The sequence below is a fragment of the Streptacidiphilus jeojiensis genome (assembly GCF_042510965.1).
GTDB classification, from domain to species: Bacteria; Actinomycetota; Actinomycetes; order Streptomycetales; family Streptomycetaceae; genus Streptacidiphilus; species Streptacidiphilus jeojiensis.
Map to the genome: position 1 here is coordinate 317,184 of NZ_JBEUKS010000007.1, position 12,592 is coordinate 329,775.

Genomic DNA, 12,592 nt, shown 5'->3' on the forward strand with positions numbered 1-12,592 from the left:
TCAGCTTCCAGCCGTTGATACCCTCCTGGCCGCCGACGCACAAGACCGCGGCACCGCCCGGTCAGCCGATCGCCCGGTCATTGGAGATGGCGTTCGAACCAGTCGGCCACCTTCTCGCGGACCAGGGCCCGGCTCTGCTCGTGCACGAAGTCGTGGCCCTCGTCCGGCAGTTCCAGCAGCGAGGCGGTGACGCCGCGGGCCCGGGCCGCCGCGACGATCTGTTCCGACTCGCCGATCGGGACGTTGCTGTCCTGGGCGCCGTGGACGGCCAGCAGCGGCGCCCGCAGGGCGTCGACGCCGGTCATCGGCGAGAGCTGCCGCAGCAGCAGGCGGTCCCGTTCCGGGTGGCCGTACTTGGCCGCGGCCGACTCGGCGATCCAGGGCTCGGTGCCGGCGAAGAAGGTGGCGAAGTCCGAGATCCCGCAGATGTCCACCCCGGTGCGGAACAGCTCCGGATGCCGGACCAGGGCGGCGAGCACCAGGTAGCCACCGTAGGAGCGGCCCATGACGGCGAGTCGGCCGGGGTCGGCCAGGCCGAGGCCGACCAGGTGCAGCGCGCAGTCGGCCACGTCGTCGACGGCGGCGAACCGGCCTTCGCCGAGGTCGGCGTCGACGAAGGAGCGGCCGAAGCCGGAGGAGCCGCGGACGTTGGGGGCGAAGACGTCGAAGCCCCGGGAGAGCAGCTGCTGGAACAGCGGTTCGAGGACCGGGCGCTCCTGGCTCTCCGGGCCGCCGTGCAGGTGGACGACGCAGGGCGCGGGCCCGGCGTCGTCGGGGCCGGATGCGGGGGCCCGGTAGTACCAGCCGCTGAGCGGCAGGCCGTCGCGGGCGGTCAGGCCGATCGCCCGGGGACCGACGGCACCGGGGACGGGCTCGGAGATCCAGGGGGCCGGCTGCGGTTCCGCGCCGGGGGCAGCGGGCAGCGACCAGATCCCCGGGCGGCTGCGCGAGCCGGACAGGGACAGCAGCAGGCCGCCGGTCCCGTCGGCGTCAACGCTGGTCAACACCTCGTGGGGCAAGGGAATCTGACGCATCGTCGTCGCCGCACCCGGTTCCGGGCCGAGCCGGACCAGCTCGGCCGAGCTGCGGCCCTGCTGGTTCCAGCCGAGCAGGGCGGTGCCGCCGTCGGGCGCGACCGTCAGCAGTTCCAGATCGGCGCCGGACCGCTGGGCGGCCACCCGCACCGTCCGTGCGCCGGCCGGGCCGGGGCTGCCGTCAGGGTCCAGGGCGACCGCGAGCAGCGCCGCGAACTCCCGCTCCGCGTCGCTGCGCAGCCAGAGGGTGCGGCCGTCCGGGGCGAAGCGGCCGATCCAGGGGTCCCCGTCGGCGACCGGGAAGGTCCCGGCCTCGACGAGGTCGGCGAGCCGCAGCAGCACGGCCTCGCGGTGGCCACGCGGGCCGCGCCGGAGCAGGCCCAGCCGGCCGTCCGGGGTGAGGTCGCAGACCCGCAGGGTGGCCGCGCCGGACTCGGTGGCCAGCCGCCGGGGCGGGCGGACGCCCTCGGGGTCGACCAGCGAGGCCGCCAGCAGTCCGTGGCTGTGCCCGGAGCCGTCGCCCACCGGCACCACCTCGGTCACCGCCAGCGCGGAGCCGTCCCGGCTCCAGCAGCCCAGGTAGGCGGCGGCGCGGGGGTTCGCGCCGGCCAGCAGCCGGCGGCCGGTGCCGTCCGGGCGGATGCAGAGGACCCGGCCGTGCTCGGCGCCGTCGGGGGCGGAGGTGTAGGCGATCCAGCGGCCGTCCGGGGACCAGGAGACGGCGGTGACCGGATCCGGCGCGGGGTCCAGCAGCCGGGGTCCGCCGCCACCGCTCAGCGGTCCGGTCCACAGCTGGGGCACCCCGCCGCGGTCGCAGATGTAGGCGGCCGCCGTACCGGTCGGGTCGGTGGCCGCCTGGGCGCAGCCGTGCCGCGGCAGGCAGGGGTCCGGGCCCGGGGCGTCGGAGGCGGTCGGCTGCGTCGCGGTGTGCTGACCTGTCACGTGCTGCGCTCTCATCCGATTCCGTGTGTCTGCAGCCAGATTTCCAGAAGGGCGGCCTGCCAGAGCGCATTGGAGCCCAGCGTGGTGCGGTGCGCGTCGGGGGCGCTGAGCAGTTCGGCCAGGTACTCCTCGCGGAACAGGCCGCGGGCCCGGGCCTCCGGGGCGGCCAGCGCCTCCTGGACCCGGTCCAGCACCGGACCGGCCATGTGACGGATCGCCGGGACCGGGAAGTAGCCCTTGGGCCGGTCCACGATCCCGGTGGGCAGCAGCTGCCGGCCGGCGTCCTTGAGCACGCCCTTGCCGCCCTGGGCCAGCTTCAGCTCGGGCGGGCAGGCGGCAGCGAGCTCCACCAACTCGTGGTCCAGGAAGGGGACCCGGGCCTCCAGGCCCCAGGCCATGGTCATGTTGTCCACCCGTTTGACCGGGTCGTCCACCAGCATCACCCGGCTGTCCAGCCGCAGCGCCGCGTCCAGGGCGGTGTCCGCGCCGGCGGCCGAGGTGTGGGCGCGGACGAAGTCGCCGGAGGCGTCGTGGTCGATCAGGTACTCCGGGTGCAGCATGGCCGCCAGCTCGCCGTGCGGGCGGTCCACGAAGACCCTGCAGTACGCCTCGGCGGTCCGCGCCCGGGGGATCCCGGCCAGCGGCGGGTACCAGTCGTACCCGGCGAAGATCTCGTCGGCGCCCTGGCCGCTCTGGACCACCTTGACCTCCTTGGAGACCTCCTGCGACAGCAGGTGGAAGGCGACCGCGTCATGGCTGACCATGGGCTCGCTCATGGCGTCGATCGCCTGGTCCAGTGCGGCCGGGAGCCGGTCCGAGGCCACCATGATGCGGTGGTGGTCGGTGGCGTAGCGCTCGGCGACCAGGTCCGAGTAGGCGAACTCGTCGCCCTGCTCGCCGCCCTCGGCCTCGAAGCCGACGCTGAAGGTCGCCAGGTCGCGGGCGCCGGACTCGGCGAGCAGGGCGACGACCAGGCTGGAGTCCAGACCGCCGGAGAGCAGCACGCCCACCGGCACGTCGGCGACGGTGCGCCGGCGCACCGCGGTGCGCAGCCCGTCCAGCACGGCGTCGCGCCAGTCGGCGGCGTCCATGCCGACGTATCCGGGCAGCCGGGTGTGCGGGGGGTTCCAGTACAGGCGGTCGTGGTGGGTGCCGTCGGGCTCGACCACCCGGACGGTGGCCGGCGGGAGCTTGCCGACCCCCGCCAGTACGGTGCGCGGCGCGGGCACCACGGAGTGGAAGCTGAGGTAGTGGTGCAGTGCGACCGGGTCGATCGAGGTGTCGATCCCGCCGCCGGCCAGCAGCGCCGGCAGCGAGGAGGCGAAGCGCAGCCGGCCCGGCCCTTCGGCCAGGTAGAGCGGCTTGACGCCGAGCCGGTCGCGGCCCAGGACCACCCGGCCGGACTCGTGCTCCACCAGGGCGAAGGCGAACATCCCGGCGAAGCGGTCGACGCAGTCCAGGCCCCACTCCCGGTAGGCCTTCAGCAGCACCTCGGTGTCGGAGTCGGAGAAGAAGCGGTGGCCGGCCCCCTCCAACTGGCGGCGCAGCTCGCGGTGGTTGTAGATGCAGCCGTTGAAGACGACGGTCAGACCCGCGCCGGGGTCCGTCATCGGCTGGGCCCCGCGCTCGGACAGGTCGATGATCTTGAGTCGCCGGTGGCCCAGCGCGACCGCGCCCTGCGACCACAGGCCGCGCCCGTCCGGGCCCCGGGCCGCCAGCCGGTCCGTCATCCGCTCGACGGCGGCCAGGTCGGGTCGTGATCCGTCGAAGCGGACCTCTCCGCTCAGTCCGCACATGCCGGTGCAGCTCCTATCCAGGTGTCCTTGGCGCCGCCGCCGCGCGAGGAGTTGACGATCAGGCTGCCCCCGGCGGCGACCCGGGTGAGCGCGGCCGGCAGCACGGTGGGCCGCAGGCCGACGGCGCCCGGACCGCTGCCGTCGCGCTCGGCCAGCACGAAGGCCCTGAGGTCGACCACCCGGGGTTCCAGCCGCTCGCCGTCGAAGGTGGGATGGCTGGTCAGCGAGACCACGTCCTGGGCCACCCAGCGGTCCGGGGCCTCCAGCAGCGCGGCGCGCAGCCGGGCCAGCTCCTCCGGGGAGGCGTACGGACCGATGACGACGCCCGCGCCGCCGTGCCCGTCCACGGGTTTGACGACCAGTTCGGGCAGCCGCTCCAGGATCTCGTCGAGCCGGCCGTCGTCGGTCGGCAGCAGCGTGGGGACCTGGGCCAGCAGCGGCTCCTCGCCCAGGTAGTAGCGGATCAGCCGGGGGACGAAGGCGTAGAGCGCCTTGTCGTCGGCGACCCCGTTGCCGGGGGCGTTGGCCAGGGCGAGCCGGCCCGACTCCACCGCTGCCAGCAGTCCCGGCCACAGCGGGACGCCGTCCTCCCCCATGGCCTTGGCCAGGTCGTCCTCGTCGATCCGGCGGTAGAGCACGTCGACCGGGCCGCCCCCGGCCCTGACCCGGCCGTCCTGACCGATGGTCAGCTGGTCCGGGGTGAACACGCCGACGCCCATGGCCGCGGCCAGGGTCCGGTGCTCGTACCAGGCGGAGTTCTGCGGCCCGTCGCTGACGATGGCCAGCACCGGGTCCGCCGCCGCCAGCGGAGGCGCGGCGGCGAGCAGGGTGCGTCGCAGCAGGTCGGGGACGGTGTCCAGGGAGAGCGTGCCGGGCCCGGGGCCGAGCACCCCGAGGCCGCGGGCGGCCAGGGCGTAGGCGATCCCCGAGGGCACCCGCAGATTGTCCTCCAGCACCAGCCAGCCCTGCGCGGCATCCCTGACCAGGTCCATTCCGGCGACGTGGATCCGGACCGAACCCGGCAACGGCGCCCGGCCCGCGTCGCGCAGACCGGCCGAACCCTCCAGCAGCCGGGCGGGCAGCACCCCGTCGCGGACCGCCGTGCGCTCGCCGTAGGCGTCGTGGGTATAGGCCTCCAGGGCGCGCAGCCGCTGCGCCAGGCCCAGGCTCAGATCGCGCCACTCGCCGCCGTCGACCAGGCGTGGCACCACGTCGTAGGGGAACAGCCTGGCCTGGTCCTCGCCGTCGACCCGGAAGGTGACGCCGTCCCGCCACTGCCGGGCGTCGCGCTCGCGGATCCGGCTGCGCAGACCGGCGGACTCCTGCCGCTCCAACTGCTCCAGCACCGCCCGGTAGGGTTCGCGGCTCTCGCCGGTGACGGTCACCGCCTCGTCCTGCTCGGCGCGGTAGCCGCGCAGCAGGCCGCGGTGGGCCGACTGGTCCCGGCCGCGGCGGTCGCCGCGGGTCTCGGCGACCAACAGGTCGACGGCGGCCCGCCGGCCCTCGCGCAGCGCCAGCCGGCGCAGCCGGTGCGCGGCGCTGCCCCGGCCCAGGGCCGCCTCGGCCAGCTCGACCACGGCGTCCCAGTCGCCGGTCTGCTCCAGCGCCGGGCGCAGCCGGGTCAGCAGCGAGCGCACCACCCGCGGGGCGGGCACCGGGAGGCCGGTCGCCGGGTCCACCAGGTCGCCCTCCAGACCCGAGCGGGCCGCCCGCCAGGTCGCCGCGCGCAGCCACTCCTGCCCCCGGCGCGGCGGCTCGGCCCCCGCGGCCACGTCGGCGCAGGCGTCCACGACCAGCGCACGGAACAGTCCGGCGATCATCACCACGGTCTCGGCGCGCGGGCAGGCGTCGCAGATCCGCAGCTCCAGGGTCTGCAGATGGGCCGAGGGGCGGACGTCGTAGTAGACCATCCCGGTGTCGCTGATCACCCCCGAACGCACCAGGCCGGCGATGGTGGCGTCGTACTCGGCGGCACTGGCGAAGGAGCCGGCCGGTCCGGTGGTGGGCCAGCGCTGCCAGAGCAGGGTGCGCCAGCTGGCGTAGCCGGTGTCCGAGCCCAGCCAGAACGGCGAACTGGCCGACAGCGCCAGCAGCACCGGCAGCCAGGGGGCCAGCAGCCCCATCGCGATCACGCCGGTGTCCCGGTCCGGGACGTCGACGTGGACCTGCGCGCCGCAGATCAGCTGCTCCTCGGCGACCACCCGGTAGTTCTCCGCCATCCGCCGGTAGCGCGGGTCGTCGGTGGGGTCGATGCTGCCCAGCTGGGCCAGCGGCGCCGTCCCCGCCGCGACCAGGGCCAGGCCCAGCGGCTCGGCGGCGGCGTTCAGCGCCCGGCGGGACGCCTGCAGATCCCTGAGCAGTGCCGCGAGGGAGCGGTGCGGACGGCTGTTGGCCTCCACGATGGACTGCTGCAGCTCCGTGGTGAAGCCCCGTTCGGGGAGGCGGTCCAGGACGGCGCGGGCCCGGGGCACCAGCGTTCTGGACTCGACATCGACGACATGGAACTCCTCCTCGACCCCGACCGCGACGACCACGCTGCTCCCCTTCCGGTTGGACCGCGCTGCTCGGGCCGAGGCTAGGGCAGTCGAGGACCGCCCCGATTACGGGCATGTCACATGCCGGGGCGTCCGTGACAGCCGCCTGCCCCCGCGGCCCGCCGGTATGCCGACGGGTAGCGGCGAGCAGGCGGCGTGGCCGGGCGGCAGGAGCAGGCGACGGGGCGTCAGCCGACCCGCAGGAAGACCGGGTTGGTGAGCGCCGCCATCGGACCCCAGACCAGCGCCGGGCCCATGGTGTTGCCCTGGCCGGGGCTGCCGTCGGCCATCGGGTGGCGCACCTCGGCGCGGACATAGGCCGCCAGCGAGGTGGTGGTGCGCCAGACCACCGTGCCGGTGCCGGAGTCGGGCAGCGACTCCTGGTGCATCTGCCCCTCGTCGGTGATGAAGCGGACCGTGCCCTTCGGCACGCCGGACACGTCGATCCGGACGTCCACCGGGGCGTCGGCCGCCGCGGTCAGCGTGCCGCCGATCCCGGCCTGCCGGCCGCCGCCGGTGACGGTGAAGTCCAGCTGCACCGCCGAGGACTCGGCGATCCAGCTGTGCCCGGCCTTGATGCCGGCCAGCACGTCGGGGGTGGTCAGGTCGTCGGCCAGGACCACGTTGTGCGGCAGCCCGATCACCTGCGGAACACTGTGGGCGTCGCTGTTACCCATGGCCGGGGTCCAGCGCCGGCCGGTGCGCACGGCCTCGCCGAGCCTGGCGTCCCAGGTGTCGACCGCCGACTCGTCGTCGTAGGTCCAGGGGCCGTTCCAGACCTCCATGGCGTCGGCGTCGTCGTAGCCGGACTTCCACTGGCAGGCGATGTACGGGCAGTACGGGTGCGCCGGCACGACCAGGCCGCCGGAGCGGTGCACCTGGCCGGCGAAGCGGGCGAAGGCGTTGTCGCGGGAGCGGTAGCGCCAGTCGATCCACTCCCCGGCCGGCAGGCCGAGCGCCAGCCAGTGGCCGTTGCGGGTGGTGACCTCCTCGCCGGTGACGATCAGCAGGTCGGGACCGGAGTACTGGCCCCAGACGGCGTGCGAGGAGCTGGTGTTGTGGTCGGTGGAGACCATGAAGTCCAGCCCGGCGGCCCGAGCACCGGCCGCCACCTCGGAGGGCAGCCGCCGGCCGTCGGAGTAGACGGTGTGCAGGTGGCCGTCGCCCCGGTACCAGGCCCGGCCCCGGCCCTTGGCGCGCTGCGGCGGGTAGTTCGGCACGAAGGCCGGGCCGGGCGCACCGAACGTCAGCGTCACCTGGACCTGGTAGTCCAGGCCCTGCGGCGCGACCTGGTAGGGGCCGAGGACGACGTGCCAGGTCCCGGCGCCGACCGGTCCCGGTAGGTAGCCGGGGGTCGCCTCGGTGTTGCTGATCTCGAAGGAGGTGCGGAAACCGCCGGACCAGCCGCGGAAGCCCTTCCCGCCGAGGGCGGTGCCGCGCTGGTCGAAGACCCCGATGTCGCAGGAGTTGGCCGGGGTGCCGGCCGGAACGGTGGGCTTGTCGTAGGAGTACTGCACCGCGAACTGCTGCACGCCCTCGGGCACCTCGACCGGAAGGTAGACGAAGTCGGCGGCGCCGGTGTCGAGGTGTCCGCTGACGGTGCGGGTGACGGTGCTACCCGGGGCCGGGGCAGCCGCTGACGTGCCCTCAGCCGCCTGGGCGGACGCGGCCGGGCCGAAGGCGACCGGGGCCAGCGTGATCGCCGCCGCCCCGGCCGTGACGCCGAGCAGCATCCGGCGGCGGTCGAAGGCGTGCTGCTCGCAGGGCTCGTCGGCTGAGTCGGTGGGGATGGTGTCCTCGGGGTGCATGGTGTCCTCCACGGGGTCGACCGGCTGTGCACGATCGGTGCACGGACCCTTGACACCTTCGTCCGCCCGCGTGAACACCGGACGACAACCCACCGTCCGCAACCTGATCCGATGTCGACGACCACGCCGGCCCCGGCCCCCACGGATCGTCAGGGCACGACCTGGATCTTCCGTCCCTTCCCGGCCCGGAACTGCTGGAGCGCCGCCGCGTAGTCGTCCAGCGGCACCCGGTCGCTGATGAACACCTCCGGGTCCAGCACCCCGGCGGCGAAGAGGTCGGCGGCCCGTTCGAAGCTGTGCAGGACCGCCATGGAGCCGGTGATGGTGATCTCCTGGTTGTAGATCCGGTAGGGCTCGATGGTGGCCCGCGCGGCGTAGTCGGAGACGCCGAACTGCAGGTAGGTGCCGCCCTTGCCGACCCGTCCCAGCGCGTCCTGGATCGCCTCCTGGTTCCCGGTGGCGTCGATGACGACGTCCCAGCCCCTCGGCCGCTGGATCTCGTCGGCGGAGGTGGCCGCCTCGGTGCAGCCCAGGGAGCGGGCGGTGGCCAGCCGCTCGCTGTTGACGTCGACCACGTCGACCACCGCCGCCCCGGTGCGCTTGGCGAGCTCCAGCATCATCAGGCCCATCGTGCCGGACCCGTAGATCAGCACCTGGGTGGCGAGCCGGCTGCGCAGCACGTCGTATCCGCGGACGGCGCAGGACAGCGGCTCGATCAGTGCCGCGTCCCTGGTCCGGACGTGGTCCGGCAGCCGCACGCAGTTGGCGGCGGGGGCCACCGCGTACTCGGCGGCGCCGCCGGGCGCGGTGACGCCGATCGCCGCCCAGCGCTCGCAGAGGTTGTTGCGGCCCTGGCGGCAGTAGTGGCACTCGTGGCAGTACAGCGAGGGGTCGGCCGCCACCCGGTCGCCCACGGACAGCTCGCGGACCTCGGAGCCCAGCGCGACCACCTCGCCGGCGAACTCGTGGCCGGGGACGATCGGCAGGGTCGGCGCGAACTCGCCCTGCAGGATGTGCAGGTCGGTCCCGCACAGGCCGCAGGCGGCGACCTGGACCACGACGTCGCGGGGACCGGGCGTCGGGTCCTCGACGGTCTCGATCCGCACCACCCCGGGCGAGCTGATGACGGCTGCCTTCACTTGACTGCTCCAAGGGAGAGGCCCTGGACCAGCTTGTCCTGGGCGGCGAACCCGGCGATGAGCACGGGCAGGGAGATGCAGACGGCGGCGGCGCACACCTTGGCCAGGAACAGGCCCTGGCTGGTGACGAAGCTGGTCAGGAACACCGGCGCGGTGCCCGCCACCACACCGGTCAGCACCTCGGCGTAGAGCAGTTCGTTCCAGCTGAAGATGAAGGCGATCAGCGCGGTGGCGGCGATGCCCGGGGCGGCCACCGGGGCCACGATCCGGCGCAGGGTGACCAGCAGCCCGGCCCCGTCGATGGCGGCCGCCTCCATGATCTCCTTGGGCACCTCGGCGAGGAAGGAGCGCATCATCCAGACCGCGATCGGCAGGTTCATCGAGGTGTAGAGGATGACCAGCAGCCAGATGTCGTCCAGCATGCCGGCGTACTTGGCGATCAGGTACAGCGGCAGCAGCCCGGCCACCACCGGCAGCATCTTGGTGGAGAGGAAGAAGAACATCACGTCGGTCCACTTGCGCACCGGCTTGATCGACAGCGCGTAGGCGGCCGGGATGGCCAGCAGCAGCACCAGCACGGTGGAACCGATGCTGGCGGTCAGCGAGTTGATCAGCGGCGGCCAGGGGCTGACGCCGGTGGTGGCGCCGAAGAACTCCCGGTAGCCCTGGAGGGTCGGGCTCGCGCCGAGGCTCGGCGGGTTGGTGGCGGCGCTGGACTCGCTGTGCAGCGAGGTGAGCACCATCCAGGCGAAGGGCAGGAAGAAGACCAGCCCGCACAGCCAGGCCAGCAGGCCCAGCAGGCTGCGGTTGCGGTTCTCCCGGTTGCGGCGGGCCTTCGCCGGCCGAACCCCTGCGGGGCGGCCGACTGCCGCGGTGGCGGTCACAGCGTCTCCTCTCGGAACAGCGATGAGACGGTCCTCAGCGCGAAGGTGGCGATCAGCAGCGAGCAGGCGACCACGATGACGCCGTCCGCGGACGCCTCGCCGTAGTCGTGGCCCTGGTAGAAGGTCTCGTAGACCTTGTAGGGGAGGTTGGCGGTGCCCAGGCCGCCGGAGGTCAGCGTGAACACCGCGTCGAAGTTCTGCACCACGTAGACGCTGCCGAGCAGGGCGGCGAGTTCCAGGTAGCGGCGCAGGTGCGGGAAGGTCAGGTAGCGGAACACCTGCCAACTGCTCGCGCCGTCCACCCGGGCGGCCTCGACCACGTCCAGGGCCCGGCTCTGCAGCCCGGCCAGCAGGATCAGCATCATGAACGGCGTCCACTGCCACACCAGCGACGCCTCCACCGAGATCAGCGGGACCACCGACAGCCAGTCCGGCTGCGGCGCGTGCCCGCTGCCGAACAGGCTCCAGACCCAGGTCAGCACGCCGTCCAGGAGCCCGTACGAGGCGTTGTAGATCGCGTGCTTCCAGAGCAGCGCCGAGGCCACCGGCACCACCAGGAACGGGGTGATCAGCATGGTGCGGACGATGCCGCGGCCGCGGAACCTGCGGTCCAGCAGCAGGGCCAGGCCGAGGCCCAGCACCAGGCTGACCAGGACCACGGTGGCGGTCAGCACCACCGTGGTCACGATGGCCGAGCGCAGCGTCGGGTCGGAGAAGGCGTTGCGGTAGTTGGACAGTCCGCCGAAGCCCCGGTCGCCCGGGTCGAGCGCGTTCCAGCGCATGAAGGAGATGACCAGGGTGCCCACGAAGGGCAGCTGGGTGACCACGATCATGAAGATCAGGGCCGGCAGCAGCGGACCCCTGCGGGCCCAGGCGCCGCGCGGCCGGGCCGCCGCCCCCGGGCTGCCCTGCCGGGCCGACCAGGAGAAGCGCTGCTGCCGCGGGGTCGAGAGGGTGCTCATGGTCTGCCTCCGCCCGTCACTGGCCGGCGTACTTGGCGCCGACCTTGGCGGCCAGGGCCTGACTGGCCTTCAGCGCGCTTGCGACGCTGGTCTGTCCGGCGATCGCGGAGCTGATCTGCTGGGAGACCTGGGTGCCGAGGTCCTCGAACTCGGGGATGCCGACGAACTGGATCCCGGGGGCGGGGCGCGGCTGCACGCCCGGGTCGGCCGGGTCCGCGGAGGTCAGCGCGGTCTTGGTGGCCGCGGCGAAGGCACCGGCCGACTTGAGGTAGTCGGGGTTGCTGTAGGTCGAGGTGCGCTTGCCGGCCGGCACCTGGGACCAGCTCAACTGGGCCCCGACCAGGTCCTCGTACTGCTTGCCGGAGGCCCAGGAGATGAACTTCCAGGCGTCGCTCTGGTGCTTGCTCGCCTTCTGCACGCCCCAGGCCCAGGTGTAGAGCCAGCCCGAGCTCTTGGTCTGCTCGACCGGGGCGGGCACGTAGCCGATCTTCCCGGCCACCGGCGAGCCCGCGCCCTCCAGCGACCCGGCCGCCGAGGTCGCGTCGTACCACATGGCGACCTTGCTCTGCTCCATGTCGTTGAGGCACTCGGTGAAGCCGGCCTGGGGTGCCCCGGCCTCGCCGTGGGCACGCACCAGGCCGACGTAGAAGTCGGTGGCCTTGGTGAAGCCCGCGCCGGTGAGCTGGGCCGACCAGTCGGAGTTGAACCAGGTCCCGCCCATGGTGTTGACCACGGTGGTCAGCGGGGCGATGAGCTCGCCCCAGCCCGGCTGGCCGCGCAGGCAGATGCCCTTCATGCCGGACTCGGCCCCGTCGGCCTTCGCGGCCAGGGCGGCCACCTGGTCCCAGGTCGGGTTGGCGGGCATGGTCAGGCCCTTGGCCGCGAAGACGTCCTTCCGGTACATCAGGAAGGAGGACTCGCCGTAGAAGGGCTCGGCGTAGATCTGACCGTTGACGGTCAGTGACTTGGCGATGCTGGGCAGGATGTCGCTCTGGTCGAAGGCGGTGTCGCCGTCGGCGAGCGTGGTGAGCGGGGCCAGCCAGCCGTTCTTGGCGTAGAACGGCGTCTCGTAGTTGCTGATGGTGGCCACGTCGTACTGGCCGGCCTGGCTGGAGAAGTCCTGGGTGATCTTGTCGCGGACGTCGTTCTCGGGCAGCACGGTGAAGTTCACCTTGATGCCGGTGGTCTTGGTGAAGTTGGCCGCGGTCAGCTTCTGCAGGTCCAGCATCTGCGGGTTGTTGACCATCAGCACGTTGATGGAGTGCGAGCCGCTGCCGCCGCCCGCGGAGCCGCCGCCGGCGCCGCTGCACGCCGCGAGCATGGCCCCGCACAGGACCACGGCCCCCAGCGGGACGGTGCGACGCAGGACGGAATGTCTGTTCGTCATGGTGGTTCCCTTCGTGGATCCGGTCCGGTGGACCGGGGGTGGGTGCCGGTTCGGGACGTGCCTGATCGCGCCGCGTGCAGCCGGGCGGCCGGGCGGGAAGGTCGGT

General features: G+C 73.4%; 8 protein-coding genes. All 8 read right to left on the bottom strand.

Annotated features, from left to right (window positions below):
• Window positions 1-77: 77 nt before the first annotated feature.
• The 8 genes from ABUW04_RS21345 to ABUW04_RS21380 all read right to left on the bottom strand — a co-directional run bounded on the left by ABUW04_RS21345 (window position 78) and on the right by ABUW04_RS21380 (window position 12,486).
• Window positions 78-1,991 carry a S9 family peptidase gene (locus ABUW04_RS21345; protein ID WP_380566247.1) on the bottom strand — a complete coding sequence of 638 codons (1,914 nt, stop codon included), beginning with the start codon at window positions 1,989-1,991 and terminating at the stop codon, window positions 78-80.
• Window positions 1,988-3,772 carry an N-acetylglutaminylglutamine amidotransferase gene (locus ABUW04_RS21350; RefSeq protein WP_380566248.1) on the bottom strand — a complete coding sequence of 595 codons (1,785 nt, stop codon included), beginning with the start codon at window positions 3,770-3,772 and terminating at the stop codon, window positions 1,988-1,990. Before ABUW04_RS21350 ends, ABUW04_RS21345 begins: the two co-directional genes overlap by 4 nt.
• Window positions 3,760-6,306, bottom strand: coding sequence for a glutamate--cysteine ligase (locus ABUW04_RS21355; RefSeq protein WP_380566249.1), 2,547 nt, complete (start codon window positions 6,304-6,306; stop codon window positions 3,760-3,762). The genes ABUW04_RS21350 and ABUW04_RS21355 overlap by 13 nt, the downstream gene beginning before the upstream one ends.
• Before the next feature lie 188 nt (window positions 6,307-6,494).
• The gene (locus ABUW04_RS21360; RefSeq protein ID WP_380566250.1) at window positions 6,495-8,114 is read right to left on the bottom strand and encodes a CehA/McbA family metallohydrolase; all 1,620 of its coding nucleotides are present in this window, start codon (window positions 8,112-8,114) and stop codon (window positions 6,495-6,497) included.
• A gap of 149 nt (window positions 8,115-8,263) precedes the next feature.
• Window positions 8,264-9,253: a zinc-dependent alcohol dehydrogenase family protein gene (locus ABUW04_RS21365; protein ID WP_380566251.1), complete on the bottom strand. Its 990-nt coding sequence runs from the start codon at window positions 9,251-9,253 to the stop codon at window positions 8,264-8,266.
• Window positions 9,250-10,137: a carbohydrate ABC transporter permease gene (locus ABUW04_RS21370; RefSeq protein WP_380566252.1), complete on the bottom strand. Its 888-nt coding sequence runs from the start codon at window positions 10,135-10,137 to the stop codon at window positions 9,250-9,252. Before ABUW04_RS21370 ends, ABUW04_RS21365 begins: the two co-directional genes overlap by 4 nt.
• Window positions 10,134-11,099: a carbohydrate ABC transporter permease gene (locus ABUW04_RS21375; protein ID WP_030264759.1), complete on the bottom strand. Its 966-nt coding sequence runs from the start codon at window positions 11,097-11,099 to the stop codon at window positions 10,134-10,136. The genes ABUW04_RS21370 and ABUW04_RS21375 overlap by 4 nt, the downstream gene beginning before the upstream one ends.
• 16 nt (window positions 11,100-11,115) lie before the next feature.
• Window positions 11,116-12,486 carry an ABC transporter substrate-binding protein gene (locus ABUW04_RS21380; RefSeq protein WP_380566253.1) on the bottom strand — a complete coding sequence of 457 codons (1,371 nt, stop codon included), beginning with the start codon at window positions 12,484-12,486 and terminating at the stop codon, window positions 11,116-11,118.
• Window positions 12,487-12,592: the final 106 nt, after the last annotated feature.

Bases quoted from the DNA above. Each gene is read 5' to 3' on its own strand.
- ABUW04_RS21350 (WP_380566248.1), bottom strand. From the start codon at position 3,772: ATGTGCGGACTGAGCGGAGAGGTCCGCTTCGACGGATCACGACCCGAC.
- ABUW04_RS21345 (WP_380566247.1), bottom strand. From the start codon at position 1,991: ATGAGAGCGCAGCACGTGACAGGTCAGCACACCGCGACGCAGCCGACC.
- ABUW04_RS21375 (WP_030264759.1), bottom strand. From the start codon at position 11,099: ATGAGCACCCTCTCGACCCCGCGGCAGCAGCGCTTCTCCTGGTCGGCC.
- ABUW04_RS21380 (WP_380566253.1), bottom strand. From the start codon at position 12,486: ATGACGAACAGACATTCCGTCCTGCGTCGCACCGTCCCGCTGGGGGCC.
- ABUW04_RS21360 (WP_380566250.1), bottom strand. From the start codon at position 8,114: ATGCACCCCGAGGACACCATCCCCACCGACTCAGCCGACGAGCCCTGC.